The following is a 21,042-nucleotide window of genomic DNA, read 5'->3' as shown; positions in this document are numbered from 1 at the left end:
TCCCGGCGGCTACCCGGCGCCGGGCTGGCCGCTGGCGCGCTGGTCGGGCAGCAGTTTCTTCAGGCCGCCCTTGCGCGGGACCCGCACGGGTTCGGGCCAGCGCGGCCGGAGCTGATCGCCGAGGGTTACGCCGCGGAGCTTCCGCCCGAACAACGGCAATACCCAGTCGCGGACCCAGCGGCGCTGCCGGCGTTCCCACTCCCGCAGGCCCGGTTTCACGGGCGGCTCCCATTCCCTGGGTTTGATCTTGTGCGGCACGCCGAGGTGGTCCAGGACCTGTGAGGCGAGGTATTTGTGGCCTGCCTTGGACATATGCAGCCGGTCCGAATCCCACATCCGCGGGTCATGGAAGGCGTCGAAGCACCAGTAGTCCACCAGCACCGCGCCGTAGCGGCCGGCGATCTCGCGGACGCGCCGGTTATAGAAGGCGTTGCGTTTCTTCAGCGGCTCCAGCAGCGCCGAGACCTTGACGTCGAAGCCGGTGAAGAGCACCAGGGTTGCCCCAGTGCCGGCGAGCGCAGCCACCAGGGACTCGTAGTCCCGCATGAGGGCCCCGATGTCCGTGCCGAAATCCAGGATGTCGTTGCCGCCCGCGTACAGCGTGACGAGGGTCGGCTCCATGGCCACGGCGGGACCAAGCTGTTCGCCGGCGATGTGACGCAGCCGTTTGCTGCGGATGGCCAGATTGGCGTACTCCCACCCCGGCTGCGCCTTGGCCAGCCTCTCCGCAACCCGGTCTGCCCAGCCCCGCACGCCGTTGGGGAAGCGAGGATCGTAGTCCCCCACGCCCTCGGTGAAGGAATCCCCCAAGGCAACAAAGACCCGCCGCCCACCTCGATCCGGAAGCAAAGGAACTGAACCCATCCGTCCAAACTAACCCCCGCAAAAAGCGGCCAGGGAAAGGGAGAGTTAACCCAAGATGACCCGGCCGAGCGAGCCGCAACCGCAACAGATGAGTCTCAACGTGACAGATGGGACGCACCCAAGGTGAGCCCCCCGACCGCTGCCGATGCTTTGCGAAGGTGAGCCGCCCCCAAGGCCGCAATCGCAGTTTTGCAAAGGAGCGCATCGCCGACCAGAGCCGAGGGAGGCCGCCCGCGACCGAACGAGGCGGCGGGAGGAAGGGCGGACCCGAGGGCCCCGAACTGAGCTTGCGAAGTTTGGGAAGGGTCCAACCGCTAAGCGACGGCAAAGCAGCGATTGCGGGCGAAGCCGCACAGCAACCTGCACAACGGGAGCGACGGCAAAGCAGCGGTGGCGGGCGTAAGCCCGGAAGGACCTGCGGGAGCGTCGGGGCAAGAACCGCAGGACCTGCGGGAGCGTCGGTTAGAGCTCGGCTTTCCCCTGCCGCCAGTACCCCATGAACGCGACCTGTTTCCGGTCAATCCCCACGTCCCGCACCAAGTACCGCCGCAACTCCTTGACGGTGCCCGCTTCGCCGGCGATCCAGGCGTAAAACGGCAGTGCCCCGGCGGGCTTGTCCGGGTTCTTGCCGGCTCCGATCATCGCGGCGTCCATCCGGGCGGGGGTCTCCCAGAGGATGTCCTGGTCCACGTTCACGTCATCGGGTTCGGGCCCTGCCCCGCCGCCGGCCGCAGAATCAGAGGGCGGCCGGAGGCCGACCCAGCCGGGTTCGGGAACAGCGGCGCGGACGGCTTCCTGCAGGAGTTCGCCGTGCGGACGTGAGCGGCCGATCGAGGCGCCGCGTGCCAGCCAGGTGATTTCGACGTCGGCGTCGGACCTCAGATCCAGGAAGTCGCGGGGCTCGGGGACCTCCAGAAACGCATGTCCGCTGATGTACGACGGGAGGCTTTCCAGGATGGCGCTGATGGCCGGGACAGCGGTCTCGTCACCGGCAAGCAGTACGCGCTGGGCCAGGCCCGGCCGCCATTCGATGCCGGAGTAGGTCTCCCCCGTGACACAGTGCGCGGCCCGGTTGTTGGGTCCAATGAGGGTGAGGGCGTCGCCGGGCCTGGCGTTCAGGGCCCAGTTCGCGGCGGGCCCGCCGTTTCCGGCGGCGTCGAAGTGCATGACAAAGTCGACGTCGATCTCCGGATACACGGAGTCGAGGCGTTCCTGCCGCACTGTGTAGGTGCGCATGGAGCCACGGATCGCGGGATCCATGGCCAGCCATTCCTGGTACCAGCCGGACTGCTCCATGTGGAACACCGGCAGCGGCAGCTGGGTGCTGTCCCCGGCAAGGGACGGGATCATCAGCTTCACGCGCAGGTCCAGGGTTTCGCCGTGGACGCCGAAGCCACGCAGGGAGTATCCGCCGAAGGTGATCCGGCGGAAGTTGGGGCTGAGCTCCTGCACCGCGGCGACCGTCACGTCGAACGCCAGGGTCATTGGTTGGCTGGGCGGCTGGCTGCTTACGCCAGAGGGAGTACGGCGTATCCGCGACTGGCTGCTGCCTGCTGCAGTGCCGCCCGTTGCACTGCCGGCTGTTGCACTGCTGTTAACTGCCCTCATGGGACCAACTCCAGGGTTGCTGTTTCTGATTTTGGGAACTCGGCGTGGTGCCGGCCGAGCGGGATGATCAACGGCGTGCCGGAAATGGGGTCGGGCAGCACCCGCGAGTCCAGGCCGAAGACGTCTCGGACCAGGTCCTCGGTGACGACGTCGGCGGAGGTGCCCTCGGCCACGATCCGTCCGCCTTTCATGGCGATGATGTGGTCCGCATACCGGGCCGCCAGGTTCAGGTCGTGCAGGACGATTGCCACGGTGGTGCCGCGGCGCCGGTTCAGGTCCGTGATCAGGTCCAGGACCTCCACCTGGTGGGCCAGATCCAGGTAGGTGGTTGGCTCGTCGAGCAGCAGAACGTCGGTTTCCTGGGCCAGCGCCATCGCGATCCAGACGCGCTGACGCTGCCCGCCCGAGAGTTCGTCGACGTTGCGTTCGGCGAGCTCCAGGGTTTCGGTGACTTCCAGCGCACGGTGCACAGCGAGATCGTCACCCGCGCTCCAGCTGCGGAAGAACCCCTGGTGCGGGTAGCGTCCGCGGCCCACGAGATCCCGGACCAGAATGCCGTCGGGGGCGGTGGGGTGCTGCGGGAGCAGGGCGAGGATGCGGGCGAGTTCCTTGGCCGGGCGGGAATGGATGTCCTTGCCGTCCAGGGTCACGGTGCCGCCGGCCGGCTTCAGCAGCCTGGACAGGCCGCGGAGGAGCGTGGATTTGCCGCAGGCGTTGGCGCCCACGATCATTGTCACCTTCCCCTCGGGAATCTCCGCCGTGAGGCCTTCCACCACCCGGCGCTGGTCGTACTGCAGCGTCAGGTCCTTGGCGTTGAGAACTGCCATGTCAGGCGTCCTTTCGGTTGGCCGTGACCAGGAGCCACAGCAGGAACGGTGCTCCCAGCGCGCCGGTGACCACACCGACGGGAAGGACGGTGCCGTCCAGCAGCAGGGGGGCGATGTTGGCGGCGAAGTAGTCGGCGGCCAGGACAATCAGGGCGCCGACGAACGCGCCGGCCGGAAGACTGGCCTTGCCCGTGAAGCGGCGCGCGATGGGGCCGGCCAGGAAGGCGACGAAGGCCACGGGCCCGGCGGCTGCAGTGGCGACGGCGGCGAGGGTGACGGCAACGGCCACCACGCCCAGCCGGGTGATGCCCACCCGGATGCCGAGCCCGGCGGCGGCGTCGTCTCCGAGTTCCAGGATCCGCAGCGGGCCGGCGAGGAGGGCGGCGGCGGGCACCAGGACCAGAAGCGCCAGGGCCAGCACTCCGGCACGGTCCCAGCTGGCGGAATTCAGGGATCCGTTCAGCCAGATCAGGGCCTCGGCCGCGGTGCGGATATCGGCCCGCGTCATGAGGAAGTTGACCACGGCGTTCAGTGCCGCGGCGATGCCGATGCCGGCCAGGATGAGCCGGCTTCCGGCTGTGTTGGAGTGATTGCCGCCGCCAGATCCGAGGGAACCGCTGCGCGAGATTGTGTAGATCAGGCCGGCTACCGCCACGGCCCCGCACAGTGCCGCGCCGGACACCGCCGCTCCGGAGGCGCCGAAAACGACGATGGCGGTGACGGCGGCCGCGCTGGCCCCGTAGCTGATGCCGATCACGTCGGGACTGGCCAGTGGATTGCGCAGCATCGTCTGGAACAGGGTGCCCGAGAGCCCGAAGGCAATGCCGATCATGGTGCCGATGACTGCCCGCGGCAGCTTGGTTTCCATCACGATGAAGCTGGCGCCGGGGATCCTCTCGCCACCGGTGAGGTGGGCCGTGAGGATCCTGACGAAGTCCGGGACGGTGACGGTGTAGCTGCCCAGCAGGATGCTGACGGCGAGGAGCACAACGACGGCGAAGGCCAGCAAGGCCGTCCGGCCCATCGACACACGGCCCATCGACACACGGCCCATCAGCGCACTGCGCAGCGGCCCCACATTGGCGCGGACCGGGCCGGCCGGTTCGGCCAGTTCGCGCTCGGCGGGTGCGTTCTCCCCCAGCTCGCGCCTGACGTTGGCGAGGTCTGCTTTGCTCACAGCCCTGCCCCCTTCCCGCGGCGGACCAGCCACACAAAGACAGGCGCACCCACCAGCGCCGTCATGATGCCCGCCGGGACTTCGCCGGGCAACAGGATGACACGGCCCACCACGTCCGACAGCAGGAGCAGCACCGGTGCCAGGACCAGCGAGAACGGCAGGATCCAGCGGTAGTCCGGGCCGGTCAGGAAGCGGACGGCGTGCGGAACCACCAGGCCGACGAATCCGATCGGCCCGGCCAGCGCCGTGGCCGAGCCGCAGAGCAGCACAATGCCCAGCGCGGTGACGGCGCGGACCAGTCCGACGCGCTGGCCCAGGCCGCGGGCGATGTCATCCCCGAGGGCCAGGCTGTTAAGGATCCGTCCGGCGAACAGCACAATCAGCGCCCCGGCGGCCAGGAACGGCAGCCCGGGCAGCACCACAGACCAGTCCCGGCCGGCGATCCCTCCCACCTGCCAGAAGCGAAACCGGACCAGGGTGTCCTGGCTGGAGACCAGGACGACGTTCATCAGCGAATACAGCCCCGCGCTCAGGGCCGCGCCGGCCAGTGCCAGTTTGACCGGCGTCGCGCCTTCCCTGCCAAGTGACGCGATCAGGTAGACGACGACGGCGGCTGCCGCGGAGCCGATGAACGCGAACCAGATGTAGCCGGTCAGCGACGAGACGCCGAAGACGTAGATCCCGGTGACGACGGCGAGGGCCGCGCCGGCGTTGACACCGATGATCCCCGGGTCCGCGAGCGGGTTGCGGGCCACCCCCTGCATGGCCGCGCCGGCCAGTCCGAGGGCGCCGCCGGCCAACAGACCCAGCACGGTGCGGGGGATGCGGGCGTGGATGACGGCGTGGTCGCCGTCGGCGGGGTCGAACTGCGTCAGGGCCTGCCAGACGGTGCCGAGCGGCACTCCGCGGGCACCCACAGCCAGGGACGCCGCGCAGACCAAGACAAGGACGACGACGGCGGCCGGCAGCCAGGCGGCCTGCTTGGCGGCGGGTTTCCTCCCGGCGGGGGCGACAGGTGCGCCGGGCACACTGCCGGCGGCCGCCGTCGCCGTACTGATTGTCATGGAAGCGTGTTACTTCGCTGCGGCGGCGACTTTGTCCGCGGCGCCGGCCAGCTGCGGCAGGAACGTATCCAGGGACCACGGCAGGCTCAGCGGCGAGGAAGCGGAGATGGACAGGGTCAGCGTGTTGTTTGAGTCGGCAACCAGCGCACCGGTCTTGACGGCCGGGATCTGGCCCAGCAGCGGGTCAGCCTTGATGGAGTCGGTGGTGGCGGCATCCGGCACCCAGGTCACGAAGATGTCCGAGGTGAGTTCGTTGGCCTTTTCGGCGGACCACGGGATGAAGAATTCCTTGGAGCCCTTGGAGTTGTCCTCGACAACGGATGCGAGCTTCATGCCGATTTCGTTGAGGAAGCGGGGACGGTTGTCGTTGGCGGTGTAGACGTTGACGCCGTCGCTCTTGTCCGGTTCCAGGTTGCCGTAGATGAAGGACTTTCCGGCGATCTGGCGGTACTTGGAGACCTTGTCCTTGATCGTGGCCTCGGTGTCGGAGACCAGCTTGGCGGCTTCGACTTCCTTGCCAAGGGCCTTGCCGATGATGGTGGTGGAGTCCTGCCACGGCGTGCCGTAGGCCAGCTCCGGGTGCGCCACGACGGGGGCGATCTCGCTGAGCTTCTTGTAGTCCTCCTCCGTTAGGCCGGAGTAGGCGCCGAGGATGACGTCCGGGTTCAGCTTGGCGATCTCGGTGAAGTTGATGCCGTCAGCCTCGGAGAACTGGACGGGAGCCTTCGCGGAACCGAACCCGGCGCCGAGCTCTTCCAGTGCGGCGTCCTTCCACGGTGTGGAGCCCTTGTCGTTACCGCCCCATTCGTTCTTAGGCACGCCCACGGGAACCACGCCGAGGGCGATCGCGACGTCGTCGTTGACCCAGGAAACGGTGACTACGCGCTTGGGCTGTTCCTTGATGGTGGTCTCGCCGAAGACGTGCTTGATGGTCACCGGGAAGACGGTGCTGGCCGGCTGGGAGGGAGCGTCCGCCGCCGCCGAGCCGGCAGGTCCGGTAGAGCAGGCGGTCAGGGTCAGCGCGACGGCGGCCAGGAGGGCTGCGGCCCGCCCTGCGCTCTTGCGGAGGCGGCGGCCGGCGGGGCGGCCGCCTGAACGGGTGAAAAGGGCGGAAGCCACGGAACTCCTTAGGTAAGTGATGCAAACCTAAGTAAGGCTAGCCTATCCTTTGTAGAATTAAGAAAGCTTTGAGTAACGTAATTGTCTCAATTGCCCTTTGAAGTGCACCGGAGCATCGATGCGCCCCTCGTTGCACTACTCAAGGCCCAGCCGCCGGGTGCGGAATGCGAACTGGACACGAATCCCGGGCTTTGCAAGGATGGGCTCGCCGGATAATCGGAACCGGTGATGTGTTGGGACGGGGGAAGTGGGCATGGACATCGCGACGATGACTGTTGCCACGGTCAGCGGGGTGGCCGCTGTGGCCTGCTACGCGCCCGCGCTCCTGCCAGCCCCGCCCGCGCAGGCCCTTCCCGCGAAGTCCCGGACCAGCACGGACTAGTCCCGCGAGACGCCTTGCCCCACACCGGAGTTGCAGGCTGGCAGTCTTCTGCCCACAATCCGCCTGGCGCGCCGCGCGCCCGTCTGGCCGGAGCCATCCGATTTTCGAAAGTGTCCGTCATGCAAAAATTCACGGCGCAGCAGATCCGCTCGTCCTTCATCAACGCGAGCCGCTCAGAAGCCGCCAAACTCAATCTGCCCAAGAGCTTCGACACCCTGGATTGGGAAGCATTGGACTTCCTGGCCTGGCGGGACGCGAAGATGCCCCTCCGCGGCTATCTCGTGGTGCAGGGGCCGAAGGGTCCCACCGGCATCATGCTCCGGGCCCCTGAAGGCGGGGCCAAGAAGAACCGTTCCGTGCTCTGCGAGCTGTGCCGGGACGTGTTCTCCAAGGACGACGTCCTGCTGTGGGTGGCCAAGCGCGCCGGGCAGTCCGGCCGCAACGGCAACACGCTGGGCACCTTGATCTGCGCCGATTTCCTGTGCTGCCGCAATGTCAGGGTGGAGCCTGCGGCCAACGAGATCAACCCGGACCCGGCCGCGGTCGTGCTGCGGCAGATCGAAGGGCTGGTGGCCCGCACGGCCCAGTTCGTGGAGCGCGTCCAAGGCAATTAGCCCCGACCCAAGCAACGCGGGGTCACTTACGGCCCATTACGGTGGCGTTTATGGGCCGTAAATGACCCCGCGTTGCTCCATGGGAGAGGGGTGAGGTCAGCGCAGGACGATGTCCACGGGGTTCGCCTCGGAGCGCCAGGTGCCCTCCCTGCCCGGACGTGCGGCGATCACCGGAGCCGTCAGGACGCCGGAACGGTTGGTGCGCTTGTCCCGGAGGATCTCCGTCACCGAGCCAAGGTGCCGGGAGAGGTCGATGACGTTCTCCGGCGCGGCCAGCAGGAGCTGGAAGCCGAACTCATGCAGCGCCTTGATGCCCGCGCCGGCGAATTCCTCCGAGGCGAGCACGAACGCCTCGTCCATCATGACCGTGCCGTACGTGGTGAAGCCCTGCTCGGCGATGCCCAGCTGGTAGCTCAGCGCCGCCGCCATGATGAATGCGGTGAAGCGCTGCCGCTCGCCACCGGACATGGAGCCGGTGTCCGCGTGCATGTAGACCTCGGTCTTCTTCGCGCCCTTCGCTGCCCCCTTGGCACCGGCGCCCTTGGAACTGGCACCCTGGACTTCGCGGTGTTCCTTGCACTGGATGAACAGGTGGCCGCGGACGTCCAGCACTTCGGCCCGCCAGCGGCGGTCCTCCGGGGTCTGCGAGCCGAGCCGCTTCACGAGCGTTTCGAGCGACTTGTAGCGGGTGGTGAGCTCGGCGTCGTCGTCCCCCTCCGCCCCGGACGCAGCAGCGGACGTAGCAGCGGACGCCGCAGCGGACGCTGCAGTAACCGCCTTCCCGGGCCGGGTGTGCCGGACCTTGAGCGCGTTCTGGATGGCGTCCTTGAACTGCTTCGCCGTCGCCGGCAGCGTCTGCTTGATGTCGAGTTCCAGGAAGCTGCCCTCGTGGAAGTTGACCTCGGACAGGATCCCGTTCAGCGGCAGGATGCGGCTCGTGATGGCGCGCCGCTCCTCGTCGAGCAGGTGCAGCAGGGTGGAAAAGGATTCGTGCGTCCGCTGGTTGAAGAACTGCCGGAACTCGGCCTCCTGGGCGGGCAGCCCGTCGCTGACAATCGCGTGGTAGCGGGATTCGAACTCCCCCGCGGCGCCGATCGAGGTGCCGTGGTCCGCGGATATCGCCGTGCCCCACTCCCGGACGAAGCCCTCGAAAATGCGGGTGAGGCGCTCCGAGGTGGCCTGCCCGCGGGACTCGGCGACGTGCAGTTCGGCCAAGAGCCTGGTGCGGACCTGGTTGGCGAGGTTGTCGAGTTCGTGCATCTCCAGGACGTCACCGAAGCCGGTGAAGTACGGTTCCAGCGCGGCGACGCCGGCGTCCGACGGCGGTGCCTGCGCCAGCCGGGTGCGTGCGGCATCGAGCAGCGCACCAGCGGCGGTCATGCGCGCATCGAGGGCCTTGTACTCGCTTTGCAGCACGGCCGCGGATTCGGTGCTGGACTGGTGCTTGTGCCGCGCGGCTTCGATGCTGGCCCGCAGCGGTTCGAGGTCGGCCTGTGCGGCGAGGGCGTCCTTGAGGCGCTGCTCGATGCGGGCGAGCTCCTCGCCGGCCACGGCGGCCGAGACCTGTTCCCAGGGCCGGTGGTCCTCGGCCACCCGGCGCAAGGCTTCAAGCTGCCGGGTCATGCCCTGGTGCGACTCTTCCCGGCTTTGCGCCAGCTCGGCGGCCTTGGCCAGCTCCTGCTGCAGGTCTTCAACCTGGGCCGCCACCAGTTCGAGCTTGGCGGCATTGTCGAACCCGAGGACGTAGTCCTGGCGGGACGTGAAGCGGTCATCCTTTTCCACTGTGTGGCGGTTGCGCTTGACCACACCGCCCAGGCTCAGGCCCTTGTCCAGGCCGGCGAGCTCGTCCGGGTTTTCCACACACGGGTAGGCGAAGTCGAGGGCAATCCGTTCGCGGAGCCAGGCGCTGGACTGCGCAAGCGCCTGGGCGTGTGGCCCGGCCGGCAGCCCGGCATCGGTGAGGAAACTGAGCTTGGTCAGCAGGTCGCGATCGGCCACGTCCTCGACGGCCAGCGCGCCGCCGGCCAGGGGCCGGGAGACGTCCACGGCACGCAGCGCTCCGCGCACGGAATGGTCGTTGAGGTAACGGGTGACTGCCGCGAAGTGCTCGCCCGGGACCAGCAGCGTGGTGGCCAGGCTCCGCAGCGCGCGCTCGGCAGCCGGGCGCCACTGTTCCTGGCCCTCGGCGAGGTCGATCAGCTCGCCGCCGAAAGGCATCTGCTCCTCGGGCACGCCCGTGGCAGCGGCAATGGCGCTCCGGTTTTCAATGCTCGACGGCGGCAGCAACGATTTGCGCGTCTTCAGCGAGACGAGCTCCTGCTGGGCCGCGGCGAGTTCGCGCTTCCGGGTGGCGTGGCCATCAAAGGCTTCGAAGCGCAGTTCCTTGAGCGCCTCGGAATCGTCCTGGAGCTCAGCCGAGCGTGCCGCGGCGTGCTCGTGGGCCTGATCCCAGCCGGCGGCCGACCACTGCAGTTCCAGCCCGGCGTCGGTCAGCGCCTTGCGGGTCGATGCCTCGACTTCCTGCCGGAGCTTGAGCCCCACCCGGGCGTTCTCCAGGGACTGCTCGATCGCGGAAATCGCGTTGCCGCCCTGGTTGTTGTACTCGCCCTCCAGCTGGCGCAGTTCCTTGGCGAAGCCGTCACGGACAGCGCGTTCGGCGGCCAGGTCCGTGGCCTTCGCCTGGGCCAGCTCCTTCAGCCGCGCCAGGGTCTTCTCGTGGACGGTGACCGCGAGCTGCTGCCTGTAAGCCTCGAATTCCTCACCTGTTAGGTCCCGCAGCCGGTTCGCGTCCAGGAGCGCCTGAGCGTATTCCTTGTTCAGCCCGGGGACGGGGGCCAGCTGGTCGCGCTGCTGCCGGACGTCCTCGAGGCGCTGCCGGATGGACATGAGGTTGCTGAATTCCTCGACGACGTCATCCGCCGCGGCCAGCGTGGCAGGGGCATCGAGGACCTGGTCGCGGAAGAAGGTGTTGACGCTGCCCCCGAGACCCTTGCCGGCCTGGATAACGCGCAGCAGCGGAAGGGCCTGATCCGAGTTGATGCCGAGAAGCCGGCGGAATCGTTCGGCGAAGGCCTTGTGGACGTCGAAGATCTGGGCGTCCGGGAAGATCGCGTCCAGCGCCGACTTGGTGAACCGCTTCTCCGCGATGCCCTCGATCGCCGCGAGGTCCAGCGGCTTGTTATCGATCACGTAGTACCGGCCGACGCTGGATTCCGTGCCGTTCTTGGGCAGGTCGAAAAGCGCCGAAACCGTCACCCGCGTGCCGGCGGCGTTGTCGAACGTCAGCGCGACGGCAGACCAAGTCGCGCCGGGGCGCTGGAACGCACTCGCCGAGCCCTCTCCCACGGCCTTGTCGCCTACCTTGCCGCGCATGTACGTGAACGTGGTGCGCTTGTCCTCGACAGCGCCGCCTGCCCGCTGTGCAGCCGCTTCGTTGGAGCGGGGACGGGCGTCGAAGACCCGAAGCATGGCATCGAACAGCGTGGACTTTCCGACGCCCGAATTGCCGGTCAGCAGTGTGCCGTTGCGGTCCACGTGCATCGTGTGGGCGCCATGGAATGTGCCCCAGTTGACCACCTGGACCAGGGCCAGGCGCATCTGGCCGGGGTTCGTGAGCTCACCCATGGGCAGCATGGTTGCGATGCTCACTTGGTCTCCTCGGCTTCTTCAGTGTGGCTGGGTGACGACGACGGCGATGCCGGGTCACCTTCGGTGGCGGCAGCGCCGTCGTCGTCCGGGTCTTCCTCCGCGTTTGCCGAGGTGTCTGTGTCGAGCTCCAGGAGCGGCTCCGTTCCCGACTGGTCTGTGCTGGCTGCCACCAGGGCTTCGATTTGGGCCGGGATGTCGCCGATGTTTTCGAACGGCAGGGCCAGCGGGAGGGCGTTGGAGATGGTGTAGACCTCGTCCAGGCCCGTGGCGAGCAGGAGCTGGCGGGCCAGGAGCTTGGTGATAGCGCGATTGACGACGTCGGCATCGCGCAGGGCGTCCTGCTGGCCGGTGGGCTGGTAGTGGGCGACGAGTTCGGCGATTTCCTCGCGCGTGATCGTCGGGTCCGTCTGGGCGGTGACGTGCCGGTCCAGGAGCAGGCGCAGGCGCAGCAGGACGATGGTCTCGACCCGGCTCAGGGCACGCTGCTGGCGCAGGATACTGGAACGCGTACTGCCGCCGATCGCCTCGGGGTCAACCGGGCGCAGGACGGCGACCTTGCGCTCGTGGTCCAGTTGCAGCGTCAGGAAGAGTTCGGAGAGGCGGCTGCGCAGGATCAGCTGGTTGTCCAGGAGCGTGGTCCACAGCTTCTCGTCGCGGCCGCCGTCGATGTAAGGGCCTTTGAGCAGCTTCACGAGCGCCTGCCGCACCTTCATGGGCAGCACGCCGGTGTCGCCCGGGAAGAGCGCGGCGCCGTCGACGAACGTGTCCCGGGGGGTGACGATGAAGGGGTCGCTCCGGACGTGGGCGCCATCGCTGTCCGCAGGCGCAGACTCGGGCGCGGACTCCGGGTCCGCCGCCGCGGTCTCTGCCAGGGTCTCGGTCGCGGTCTCGGTCAGGGTCTCGGTCAGGGTCTCGGTCAGGGTCTCGGTCACAGTCTCTTCAGTCATGGTCAATCCTTCGCGAGCGTGACGACGGGCAGGTAAGCGGTGCGGGTGGTGCCGTCGATTTGTTCGAATTCGATGGGGCCCCAGGTCCCCCGGTCGAAGCCGGCACCTTCGTGGAGGGTCTGCGACAACAGGGCCCGGATGGAGTTGATGTGGCGTTCCTCTGCCGGCAGCTGCGCCCAGGCCTCGGTAAGGGTTGAGGCCCCCGCGAGCGCGGCGCGGATGGCCTCCGGCTTGGCCTTGGCGGTCCGGGGCGAGCGCGCCCGGTCCGAGTCGGAGAACGCGATGGGGTCGGCCAGCTTGGGTGGAGCCGCGAATTCGTCAGGGTCGAAGAGCTTGACCATGGCCAGGGACTCGAAACCGGCGCTGAACAGCACCGGGCCGCGGACCAGGCCGGGCCGTTCGCGCTCGTACGGCAGGGTGCGGATCGCCTGCTCAGCCTCGCGCAGGACCTTCCGGAGCCGGACCGACTGCCGGAAGTCGTCACTTTGGACGTAGGTGTTGAGGCTCTCGCTGAGCTTGCCGTAGATCCGCTGGATCTGGCTGTGCTGGGTGCGGAGTTCGGCCACAAGGTTCTTGAGCGTCTCGCGTTCATCGTGGCTGAGCTCGTCCGCGAACTGCCGGCTCAGGACTTCGCCGATCGCCGACCGGAAGCGCAGCTGCTGTTGCGGGTCCTCCAGGAACGCGGTGAAGGAGCGGAACGTCCGGCCTTCGGGGCTCTGCCGCAGCCGCTTGTCGGCCTCGAGCACCTGGGCCATGGTGGCGCCCTTGCTGAGCGATTCTTCGATGATCTGGTTGCGCAGCTCCCCCACGAGCTCTTCGATCCGGTCACGCATCTTCTTGTAGTCCGCGGGCAGGCTGGCCGCGAGATCGAGGATGTTGCCTGCCGCCTCCACGGCCTCGTCGTCGTCGAGCAGCCCGTCGAAATCGCCGGAGCTGATGTCTTCCATCAGCTGGCGGCGCTCGTCGATCTCCTCCTCGAGGGATTCAATGCGTGCGCTCTGGTCCGGGTTGGTCTCGTTGGCGAGCTTCTCGACGTCGCCCAGCAGTGTACCGAGCCGGGAGCCGTTCAGCGTGGACCGCTCGCTGGAGAGGCTGTCCAGGAAAGCCAGGACGCGGGCAGCAGGCTCCGTTACTTCGTAAACGATCTGGCCCGACTGGTTCCGGCGGGTCAGGAAGTTCTTGCGGGTCCATTCGTCCGCGTATTTCTTTCCGGAAAGTGTGCCGTTGGCCGAGCCGCTGTGCTGCTCTCCCGTGCCGGGGGCCTGCCGGCGGAGCTGCTCGAGGAAGGCGTCGACGTCGGCGTGGAACTGTTCCAGCGGCAGCTGCGCGCGCGTGCGGGTGAAGGAAGCCTGGAGCACGGCGATCACCCAAGGCGCCGAACGCGTCAGCGCCCAGGCAGGTCCCTTGGTAAGGAGCTCAAGGTCCCGGAGCCGGGTGCTGATGGCGTCGGCTGATGACACGGCGGAACGGGACACGCGCTCTCCTTCGGCTGCCAGGGGATGGTTTGGGGTGGCGTTGCGGGGCAGCGGATTCTAAAAACTGCCAGCTACAAGGTTAACGCAGGGCCCCGTCCGCATTCATCGTTGTCTGCGCCCCTATGTCGGCGCACACTGGAATGACCAGCCGAAGGGAGACGATCATGCGCAAGAGAACGGTCTGGATCACGGGGGCGGCCTCTGCAGCGGTGGTGCTGGGGGGAGCGTCAATTGCGGCCGGGGCCACTCAGGCCAGGGATGTCTGGTCCGGAAGTGCGGGCGCCCTCACCGCCAAGATCGGGAACTTTGAGATCGGTGACGATTCCGATGGACCGGCGCTCAGTGACGCCGACCGTGCCATGGCAACACAGGCCGCGTTGGCGAAGGTGGGCCAGGGCAGCGTCACCGAAGTGGAGCGCGATGACGACTCCGGCGCGGCCTACGAGGTCGAGGTACGCCTCAACGACGGGTCCCAGGTCGAAGTCGCCCTCGGCGCGGACTTCCGGGTCATGAGCCAGAGCGCCCCTGAACACGACGAAGACTGACACCGGGCAGCCTCCCGGCACTGACAAACGGTGCGACCCCCGCGATCGGTGAGGGTGCCGCAACCCCGCCGTGACCTACGCCCCGGTAGCATTTCGATCCCGTATCAAGAGGCCGCCACCGTCCAAGGACCCTAGTTCAGCCCGCCCACGGCACCCTACGCTCGGGCTACTGGTTCAACCGGAGCAATGGTGCAGGGGGAAGAATGCAGTTCGACCTAAGCGCAGTGGAAACCGGCACGATGGTGGTCATTGGAACCCTCGTGTTTGCCGTGATAATCGGCGCCTTCATGATGGTGTCCGCGTTCGCGGCCATGGTTTTGGTCGGTGTCGGCCGGCTCGCCTGGTACCTCGTGGCCGGCGCGCTGGTGGGCCTGGTCCACGGCATCAACCACGGTTGGGACCGGCTGGTCCACCACGCCTCAACGGTGGAGATGCCCGCCGATTTCCAGGTCGACTTCGGCACGGACTTCCGGTCCGACTTTCCGGGCCAGGCCTCCCCTAGCACAGGCACTTACCCGCGAGTAGTATTGCGGGACAGCTGAAGGGTCCTCCACCCGCGGCGGATCCAGGGCTCAAGCCGGTCACCCGGTTAGAGGAGATGCCCCGTGAGCTCCGCCATCGAAGACCCCGCCACCACACCCGGTACTCCAGCGTCAGGTTCTCCAACATCAGGCATTCCGATTCCGGCGGCCGACGGGGACGCTGAGCACGTCGGCCCCGACGCGACGGCCGCCGACGCCCGCGCCATTGCCGAGGCCGCCCGCGAAACCAGTTGGACCCAGCCCAGCTTCGCGAAGGGCCTCTACCTTGGCAGCTTCGATTTGTCGCTGATACACCCGTGGCCCGAGGCCCCCGCCGACGACGTCGAACGCGGCGACGCGTTCATGGCCCGGCTGGCCGACTACTGCCGCACGATGTCCGGGCGCACCATCGAACGCGACGACCGGATCCCGGACGACTATCTCAAAGGGCTCGCGGAGCTCGGTGTGTTCGGAATGAAGATTCCCCGCGAATACGGCGGACTGGGCCTCACGCTCGTGTATTACGGCCGCGCACTGGCCATGCTGGGCTCGGTGCACCCAAGCCTTGGCGCCCTGATCTCCGCGCACCAGTCGATCGGCGTACCGGAGCCCGTCAAGGTCTTTGGCACTCCGGCCCAGAAGCGCGAATACCTGCCCCGCTGCGCCGCCGGCGCCGTCACCGCTTTCCTGCTCACCGAGCCCGACGTCGGCAGCGACCCCGCCCGGATGGGCAGCACGGCCGTCCTCTCCGACGACGGCGAGTCGTACCTCCTGGACGGCGTCAAGCTCTGGACCACCAACGGTGTTATCGCCGAGCTCGTCGTGGTCATGGCCCTCGTGCCGCCGCACACCGATGCGGACGGGACCGCCCACAAAGGCGGCATCAGCGCCTTCGTGGTCGAAATGGACACCCCTGGCATTACCGTGGAAAACCGCAACACCTTCATGGGGCTCCGCGGGATCGAAAACGGCGTCACCCGCTTCCACCAGGTCAGGGTCCCCGCTGCCAACCGGCTGGGCCGGGAAGGCCAGGGCCTGAAGATCGCCCTCACCACACTGAACACGGGCCGGCTCTCCATCCCCGCGCTGTGCGTCGCCACAGGCCGGTGGAGCCTGAAGATCGCCCGCGAATGGTCCGACGCCCGCACCCAGTGGGGCCGGCCGATCGGCCAGCATGAGGCAGTGGGCAAGAAAATCGCCTTCATCGCCGCCAGCGCCTTCGCCCTGGACGCCGTGTTTGAACTCTCTGCGGAAATGGCCGACGCCGGGCAGAAAGACATCCGGATCGAGGCGGCCCTGGCCAAGCTGTGGTCCACGGAGATCAGCTGCCTCATCGCGGACGAACTAGTGCAGATCCGCGGCGGCCGGGGCTTTGAAACGGCGGACTCCCTCGAAGCCCGCGGCGAGCGCGCCGTCGCTGCGGAACAGCAGCTCCGCGACATGAGAATCAACAGGATCTTCGAGGGGTCCTCGGAAATCATGAGGTTGCTGATCGCCCGCGAGGCCGTGGACGCGCACCTGGCGGCCGCGGGAGACCTCGCCTCGGAGGATGCCCGCCTCTCCGACAAGGCGAAGGCCGCCGTCGGCGCCTCCGGCTTCTACGCGAAGTGGCTGCCCAAACTCGTGGCCGGCGCCGGCATGGACCCGCGCTCCTACAGCGACTTCGGCCGGCTCGCGAAACAGCTGCGCTACGTGGAGCGCTCCTCCCGGCGCCTCGCCCGGCAGACCTTCTACGGGATGGGCCGCTGGCAGGCCAAACTTGAGCACAAGCAGGCGTTCCTGGGCCGGATCGTGGACATCGGTGCGGAGCTGTTTGCCATGGCAGCCTGCTGTTCGCGCGCCGAGATGCTGCTGCGGACGCAGCCGGAACGCGGCGCCTCCGCGTACGAACTCGCCGAGGCGTACTGCGAACAGGCCCGTGTTCGCGTCGACGAATATTTCGACCGGCTGTGGCGGAACACCGACGACGCCGACCATGCCCTGGCCCGCAAGACACTGGCCGGGGACTACACCTGGCTGGAAGCCGGAATCCTCGACCAGTCTGAAGGGACCGGTCCATGGATCGCGGACGCCAGCCGGCGCGCCTCCGTCCGGGAGGACCTGCACCGCAAGTACCGCTGACGGGCCGCCGCCACGGATAGTAAGCATCCTTGCTAACCGGATTCCGCCGTGGTTAGGTTGACGCCAGACCGGCGTCTCCAGTGTGGCCGGTCATCCAGCGAAAGTGAGCAGCCCTCATGAGCAGCACCGCAGGCCCCGACGACAAGACGACACAACACGCCGCGCAGGACGACGCCACAACCCGCCCGGTGACAGCAGTCCGCCACGACGACCCCGTCCGCGACGCATCGGTCCGCGATGCTGTTCACGACACTGTCGTGGAAGAGATCCCCACGCGCGAGACGGTAGTGGCCCGCGAGAAGGAACAGTTCGGCGGCATCAAGGTCGGCTCGGCATTCTTCGGCTGGCTGACGGCCACGGGTACGGCCGTGCTGCTCACCGCGCTGGTCGCTGCCGGCGGTACCGCCGTCGGTCTGGCCACCAACACCGATGTGAACGACGCCGTCGACCAGGCCTCCAGCAATCAGACGGTCGGGCTGACCGGCATCATCGTGCTGCTCGTGATCCTCCTGGTCGCCTACTACTGCGGCGGATACGTCGCCGGGCGCATGGCCCGCTTCAACGGCGCCAGGCAGGGCTTCATGGTCTGGATCTGGGCCCTGATCGCCGCGATCGTCGTCGCCGTGCTGGGCCTGGTCGCCGGGCAGCGCTTCAACATCCTGGCCAACCTGAACAGCTTCCCGCGGATCCCGATCAACGAGGGCGAATTGAACACCCTGAGCATCATCGCGGCGATCGTCGTGGCCGCGGTGGCTTTGGTGGGCGCAGTGCTGGGCGGCCTCGCGGGAATGCGTTTCCACCGCAGGGTGGATCGGGCCGGCTTCAGCCCGGCAGCAACGGTTGAGAACCACCCCGTCAGGGACAACTCAGCCGGGCGCCCCTAGCCGCGACGGCGTCAGCCCCGGAAGGCTCAGCCGGCAACGACGCCATCTACGTAGTACCAGCGCCGGTCCAACCGCACAAAGCGGCTGGTTTCGCGGTGCAGGCCGCGTTCGCCCTCGTGCCGGTAGTGCGCCGCGAATTCCACCGTGCCTTCGCTGTCCAGCGGGCCGCCGCGGCTGGTGGAGAGGATGTCCAGGCGTCGCCACTGCATGCCGGAATCAAACTCCAGCTCAGCGGGCCGAGTGTCCGGGTGCCAGGTCCGGAGCAGGTATCCCGCGTCCTGGACCACGAAGGCGCTGTACCGGGAGCGCATAAGCTGCTCCGCCGTAGGCGCCTCGGCGTCCCCGCGATGGAACCGGCCGCAGCAGTGCACATACGCCTCGCCCGACAGGCACGGGCAGTTCCCCTCATACGGCGCGAAATATGCCGCTTCCGGAATACTCACAGAGCGGTCCGTGCCAGATGCTCCGGCGGGCTCGGAATCGGCTGCTGCGGCGTGCGTCACAAGGTGTCCTTCCGGCGGGCCGGACGACGCCGGCGGGGCTGTCTCCGACTATAGACGCCCGGCCGGCGGTGCCCGTGCCCCGCCCGCGGATAACGGCTTTGACACATATTCGCCACGACTGCCGGGGGCGGCACGGGGCCAGCGAAAAGTACGTATTGTTAAGGGGGCTCCTGCCCGCCGTGTGCTTGCGGCAGGGACCACGCTGAAGCAGGCCGGCAAGGAGAGGTGACATGGAAGATCCAACGACCATTGCGCTGAACCTGACTTTTTTCGGGACCCTCGGCGTGGCGTTCTTCATGTTCCTCGGCCTCTTCCTGGTCTTCGCCGCCACCCTCGTGCTCGCAGGGATCGGCCGGCTGGCGGCAGTCGTTGTCCTGGCCGTCGCCGGGCTCGTCCGCGGAACCCCGGTATCACGGGAAAATGGGGCTGGGGAAGAGCCGGCGCCGCACCGGCCGGCCAAGGCCGCGAAGCCCGCACGCCCCGCCCGGAATGCAGCCAAAAAGGAACCGGCACTGTCCCCGGAGTGGGCGGCCGCCGTGGCCCGGGCAGATGCCCGCGCCGCCGCGAGGGCCAGGGCAGAGGCCGGACCCGCCGTACGGGTCACCGTCCGGGACCTGCCCGACCCCCTTGCACCGGCACAGGACATCACGGAAGTCTCTGCCCTCGTGCAGTCTGCCACGGACACCAATGGAACACTTGGCTCCGTCCCGCGGGCGTTCAAAAAGCCGCCCATGCCCGCAGCGAAGTCCCTGCTGGACACCGGATCGCTCGTGGCGCTGCGCGGCACTCCGCCGGCCGGGAAGGCCAAACAGCCGGTCCAGGAACGCAAGGCCGGCTGAGCCCTTACCCCGGGCAGGCAAGTCCGCTACGTTGGAACCCATGGAATTCAGATACCTCGGGAACAGCGGCTTCAAGATTTCAGAAATCACGTTTGGCAACTGGCTGACCCATGGCTCCCAAGTGGAGAACGATGTCGCCACCCAGTGCGTCCGGGCCGCGCTCGACGCCGGTATCAGCACTTTCGACACGGCCGACGTGTACGCCAACACAGCGGCGGAGACGGTCCTCGGAGCAGCCTTGAAGGACGAGCGCCGCGAGTCGCTGGAAATTTTCACGAAGGTCTTCGGCCCCACCGGGCCCAAGGGCCACAACGATCTCGGCCTGTCCCGCAAGCACATCATGGAATCCATCAACGGCTCCCTCACCCGGCTGCAGACCGACTATGTGGACCTCTACCAGGCACACCGCTACGACTACGAGACGCCGCTGGAAGAGACCATGCAGGCCTTCGCGGACATCGTGCGGCAGGGCAAGGCCCTGTATATCGGGGTCAGCGAGTGGACGGCCAACCAGATCCGCGACGGCCATGCCCTCGCCAAGGAACTGGGCTTCCAGCTGATCTCCAACCAGCCTCAGTACTCCATGCTGTGGCGGGTGATCGAGGCCGAGGTGATTCCGGCGTCGGAAGAATTGGGCCTGTCCCAGATTGTCTGGTCCCCGATTGCCCAGGGCGTGCTGAGCGGCAAGTACCACCCCGGCAAGCCTGCCCCTGAGGGCAGCCGCGCCACGGACTCCAAGGGCGGTTCGCGGATGATCGAGCGTTGGATGTCCAACGAGGTCCTCACCGGCGTCCAGCAGCTCAAGCCGATCGCGGAGGAGGCCGGGCTGACCATGGCGCAGCTCAGCATCGCCTGGGTGCTGCAGAACAAGAACGTGGCCTCCGCGATCATGGGCGCGTCCCGGCCGGAGCAGATCGAGAAAAACGTCGCGGCAGCCGGCGTGAAGCTGGACGCGGTGATCATGGACAAGATCGACGCCGTCATCGGCTCACTGGCCGAACGCGACCCCGCGCAGACCAAGTCGCCCGCCTCCCGCGAGGCCTAGGCCATGACCAACGCTCCTGAGCTTGCCGTCACCGGGTCCACCGGCCAGCTGGGCGCCCTGGTGGCCAGGCTGCTGGCCCAGGCCGGCAGCGAGCAACGGCTCCTGGTGCGGGACGCCGCCCGGGCACCTGAGCTCGAAGGCGCCGTCCCCTTCGTCACCACCTACGCCGAGCCGGAGCAGGCGAAGACGGCGCTTTCCGGGGCGAAAACGTTGTTCATGGTCTCCGCAGCCGAGGCCGAGGACCGGCTGCAGCAGCACTACGCCTTCGTCGATGCCGCGGCCGCAGCGGGCGTCCAGCACATCGTGTACACCTCGTTCTTCGGCGCGGCGCCGGACTCCACGTTCACGCTGGGCCGGGACCACTTCGCGACGGAGGAGCGCATCAAGGCCTCCGGCATGGACTACACGTTCCTGCGGGACAACTTCTACCTGGACTTCCTGCCGCTGCTGGCCGGCGAGGACGGCGTGATCCGCGGCCCCGCCGGAGACGGCGTCATGGCTGCCGTGGCGCGGTCAGACATTGCCCGCTCGGCCGTCACCGTACTGCGGGACCCGTCCCTGCATGTGGGACGGACCTATGACCTGACCGGCCCGGAAGACATCTCGCTGGCCCGCGCCGCCGAACTCCTGACCGCCGGAACCGGCCGGGCCATCACCTTCCACAACGAGACCCTGGCGGAGGCCTACGGGTCCCGTGCCTCGTACGGCGCCCCGCCATGGCAGGTGGACGCCTGGGTGAGCACCTACACGGCCATCGCCGCCGGCGAACTCGCCGGTCCGACGTCGGCAGTGCATGAGCTGACGGGCCGGGAACCGCTGAGCCTGGCGCAGTTCCTGGCCGAGGCGCACACGCTGTAGC

The 21,042-nt window shown here is 67.9% G+C and carries 19 protein-coding genes; 9 read left to right on the top strand and 10 right to left on the bottom strand.

The features are described from left to right. Positions 1-9 precede the first annotated feature (9 nt). The 6 genes from AC1DDH_RS19745 to AC1DDH_RS19720 all read right to left on the bottom strand — a co-directional run bounded on the left by AC1DDH_RS19745 (position 10) and on the right by AC1DDH_RS19720 (position 6,659). On the bottom strand, positions 10-864 hold the full coding sequence (locus tag AC1DDH_RS19745; protein ID WP_476860473.1) for an SGNH/GDSL hydrolase family protein: 855 nt from the start codon (positions 862-864) through the stop codon (positions 10-12). 462 nt (positions 865-1,326) lie between these two features. Further along, complete coding sequence (locus AC1DDH_RS19740) at positions 1,327-2,349, bottom strand: siderophore-interacting protein (protein WP_476956126.1); 1,023 nt, start codon at positions 2,347-2,349, stop codon at positions 1,327-1,329. 119 nt (positions 2,350-2,468) lie between these two features. Further along, positions 2,469-3,299: an ABC transporter ATP-binding protein gene (locus tag AC1DDH_RS19735; protein ID WP_476860471.1), complete on the bottom strand. Its 831-nt coding sequence runs from the start codon at positions 3,297-3,299 to the stop codon at positions 2,469-2,471. Position 3,300: 1 nt separating this feature from the next. Continuing rightward, positions 3,301-4,338 carry a FecCD family ABC transporter permease gene (locus AC1DDH_RS19730; RefSeq protein ID WP_476956129.1) on the bottom strand — a complete coding sequence of 346 codons (1,038 nt, stop codon included), beginning with the start codon at positions 4,336-4,338 and terminating at the stop codon, positions 3,301-3,303. A gap of 134 nt (positions 4,339-4,472) precedes the next feature. Further along, on the bottom strand, positions 4,473-5,540 hold the full coding sequence (locus tag AC1DDH_RS19725; RefSeq protein ID WP_476956125.1) for a FecCD family ABC transporter permease: 1,068 nt from the start codon (positions 5,538-5,540) through the stop codon (positions 4,473-4,475). Between the two features lie 9 nt (positions 5,541-5,549). Then, positions 5,550-6,659 (bottom strand): iron-siderophore ABC transporter substrate-binding protein, encoded by a 1,110-nt coding sequence (locus tag AC1DDH_RS19720; protein ID WP_476956124.1) that lies wholly within the window; start codon positions 6,657-6,659, stop codon positions 5,550-5,552. 253 nt (positions 6,660-6,912) lie between these two features. Here AC1DDH_RS19720 and AC1DDH_RS19715 point away from each other — a divergent pair, with 253 nt between their 5' ends. Together AC1DDH_RS19715 and AC1DDH_RS19710 are read left to right on the top strand one after the other, a co-directional pair. Then, the gene (locus tag AC1DDH_RS19715; protein ID WP_476851701.1) at positions 6,913-7,041 is read left to right on the top strand and encodes a hypothetical protein; all 129 of its coding nucleotides are present in this window, start codon (positions 6,913-6,915) and stop codon (positions 7,039-7,041) included. A gap of 119 nt (positions 7,042-7,160) precedes the next feature. Continuing rightward, a complete protein-coding gene (locus tag AC1DDH_RS19710) occupies positions 7,161-7,655 on the top strand; it encodes an FBP domain-containing protein (RefSeq protein WP_476851702.1) in 495 nt (164 codons plus the stop codon). A 96-nt stretch (positions 7,656-7,751) separates the two neighbouring features. On the opposite strand, the gene AC1DDH_RS19705 is transcribed toward AC1DDH_RS19710, so the two are convergent. Genes AC1DDH_RS19705 through AC1DDH_RS19695 form a run of 3 tightly spaced genes read right to left on the bottom strand, consistent with a single transcriptional unit; the run spans position 7,752 to position 13,725 of the window. Continuing rightward, on the bottom strand, positions 7,752-11,303 hold the full coding sequence (locus tag AC1DDH_RS19705) for an ATP-binding protein (RefSeq protein WP_476956123.1): 3,552 nt from the start codon (positions 11,301-11,303) through the stop codon (positions 7,752-7,754). Further along, a complete protein-coding gene (locus AC1DDH_RS19700; protein WP_476956122.1) occupies positions 11,300-12,250 on the bottom strand; it encodes a DUF4194 domain-containing protein in 951 nt (316 codons plus the stop codon). Before AC1DDH_RS19700 ends, AC1DDH_RS19705 begins: the two co-directional genes overlap by 4 nt. Positions 12,251-12,252: 2 nt before the next feature. Further along, complete coding sequence (locus AC1DDH_RS19695; RefSeq protein WP_243178016.1) at positions 12,253-13,725, bottom strand: DUF3375 family protein; 1,473 nt, start codon at positions 13,723-13,725, stop codon at positions 12,253-12,255. A 164-nt stretch (positions 13,726-13,889) separates the two neighbouring features. Here AC1DDH_RS19695 and AC1DDH_RS19690 point away from each other — a divergent pair, with 164 nt between their 5' ends. The 4 genes from AC1DDH_RS19690 (at position 13,890) to AC1DDH_RS19675 (ending at position 17,796) form a co-directional block, all read left to right on the top strand. Then, complete coding sequence (locus AC1DDH_RS19690) at positions 13,890-14,270, top strand: PepSY domain-containing protein (protein ID WP_476956121.1); 381 nt, start codon at positions 13,890-13,892, stop codon at positions 14,268-14,270. Positions 14,271-14,473: 203 nt separating this feature from the next. Then, positions 14,474-14,812: a hypothetical protein gene (locus AC1DDH_RS19685; RefSeq protein ID WP_459385844.1), complete on the top strand. Its 339-nt coding sequence runs from the start codon at positions 14,474-14,476 to the stop codon at positions 14,810-14,812. A gap of 138 nt (positions 14,813-14,950) precedes the next feature. Further along, a complete protein-coding gene (locus tag AC1DDH_RS19680; RefSeq protein ID WP_230007275.1) occupies positions 14,951-16,912 on the top strand; it encodes an acyl-CoA dehydrogenase family protein in 1,962 nt (653 codons plus the stop codon). Between the two features lie 116 nt (positions 16,913-17,028). Then, a complete protein-coding gene (locus tag AC1DDH_RS19675) occupies positions 17,029-17,796 on the top strand; it encodes a hypothetical protein (RefSeq protein WP_476956120.1) in 768 nt (255 codons plus the stop codon). A gap of 26 nt (positions 17,797-17,822) precedes the next feature. Here the strand turns inward: AC1DDH_RS19675 and AC1DDH_RS19670 are convergent, their stop codons facing one another. After that, on the bottom strand, positions 17,823-18,239 hold the full coding sequence (locus AC1DDH_RS19670) for a YchJ family protein (protein WP_476956119.1): 417 nt from the start codon (positions 18,237-18,239) through the stop codon (positions 17,823-17,825). Between the two features lie 290 nt (positions 18,240-18,529). Here AC1DDH_RS19670 and AC1DDH_RS19665 point away from each other — a divergent pair, with 290 nt between their 5' ends. The 3 genes from AC1DDH_RS19665 to AC1DDH_RS19655 are packed head-to-tail and all read left to right on the top strand — an operon-like array spanning position 18,530 to position 21,041. Then, a complete protein-coding gene (locus tag AC1DDH_RS19665) occupies positions 18,530-19,138 on the top strand; it encodes a hypothetical protein (protein ID WP_230007271.1) in 609 nt (202 codons plus the stop codon). Between the two features lie 40 nt (positions 19,139-19,178). Continuing rightward, positions 19,179-20,183 (top strand): aldo/keto reductase family protein, encoded by a 1,005-nt coding sequence (locus AC1DDH_RS19660; protein WP_223915020.1) that lies wholly within the window; start codon positions 19,179-19,181, stop codon positions 20,181-20,183. A gap of 3 nt (positions 20,184-20,186) precedes the next feature. Then, positions 20,187-21,041, top strand: coding sequence for an SDR family oxidoreductase (locus AC1DDH_RS19655; protein WP_223915018.1), 855 nt, complete (start codon positions 20,187-20,189; stop codon positions 21,039-21,041). The last annotated feature ends 1 nt before the right edge of the window (position 21,042 follow it).

This window comes from Arthrobacter sp. 10T425 (assembly GCF_056393985.1).
This window is presented reverse-complemented; position numbering and strand designations above follow the sequence as displayed.

Coding starts and splice junctions, on each gene's coding strand:
- AC1DDH_RS19745 (WP_476860473.1), bottom strand. CDS start 864: ATGGGTTCAGTTCCTTTGCTTCCGGATCGAGGTGGGCGGCGGGTCTTT.
- AC1DDH_RS19740 (WP_476956126.1), bottom strand. CDS start 2,349: ATGACCCTGGCGTTCGACGTGACGGTCGCCGCGGTGCAGGAGCTCAGC.
- AC1DDH_RS19735 (WP_476860471.1), bottom strand. CDS start 3,299: ATGGCAGTTCTCAACGCCAAGGACCTGACGCTGCAGTACGACCAGCGC.
- AC1DDH_RS19730 (WP_476956129.1), bottom strand. CDS start 4,338: ATGGGCCGTGTGTCGATGGGCCGGACGGCCTTGCTGGCCTTCGCCGTC.
- AC1DDH_RS19725 (WP_476956125.1), bottom strand. CDS start 5,540: ATGACAATCAGTACGGCGACGGCGGCCGCCGGCAGTGTGCCCGGCGCA.
- AC1DDH_RS19715 (WP_476851701.1), top strand. CDS start 6,913: ATGGACATCGCGACGATGACTGTTGCCACGGTCAGCGGGGTGGCCGCT.
- AC1DDH_RS19710 (WP_476851702.1), top strand. CDS start 7,161: ATGCAAAAATTCACGGCGCAGCAGATCCGCTCGTCCTTCATCAACGCG.
- AC1DDH_RS19700 (WP_476956122.1), bottom strand. CDS start 12,250: ATGACTGAAGAGACTGTGACCGAGACCCTGACCGAGACCCTGACCGAG.
- AC1DDH_RS19690 (WP_476956121.1), top strand. CDS start 13,890: ATGCGCAAGAGAACGGTCTGGATCACGGGGGCGGCCTCTGCAGCGGTG.
- AC1DDH_RS19685 (WP_459385844.1), top strand. CDS start 14,474: ATGCAGTTCGACCTAAGCGCAGTGGAAACCGGCACGATGGTGGTCATT.
- AC1DDH_RS19675 (WP_476956120.1), top strand. CDS start 17,029: ATGAGCAGCACCGCAGGCCCCGACGACAAGACGACACAACACGCCGCG.
- AC1DDH_RS19665 (WP_230007271.1), top strand. CDS start 18,530: ATGGAAGATCCAACGACCATTGCGCTGAACCTGACTTTTTTCGGGACC.
- AC1DDH_RS19660 (WP_223915020.1), top strand. CDS start 19,179: ATGGAATTCAGATACCTCGGGAACAGCGGCTTCAAGATTTCAGAAATC.
- AC1DDH_RS19655 (WP_223915018.1), top strand. CDS start 20,187: ATGACCAACGCTCCTGAGCTTGCCGTCACCGGGTCCACCGGCCAGCTG.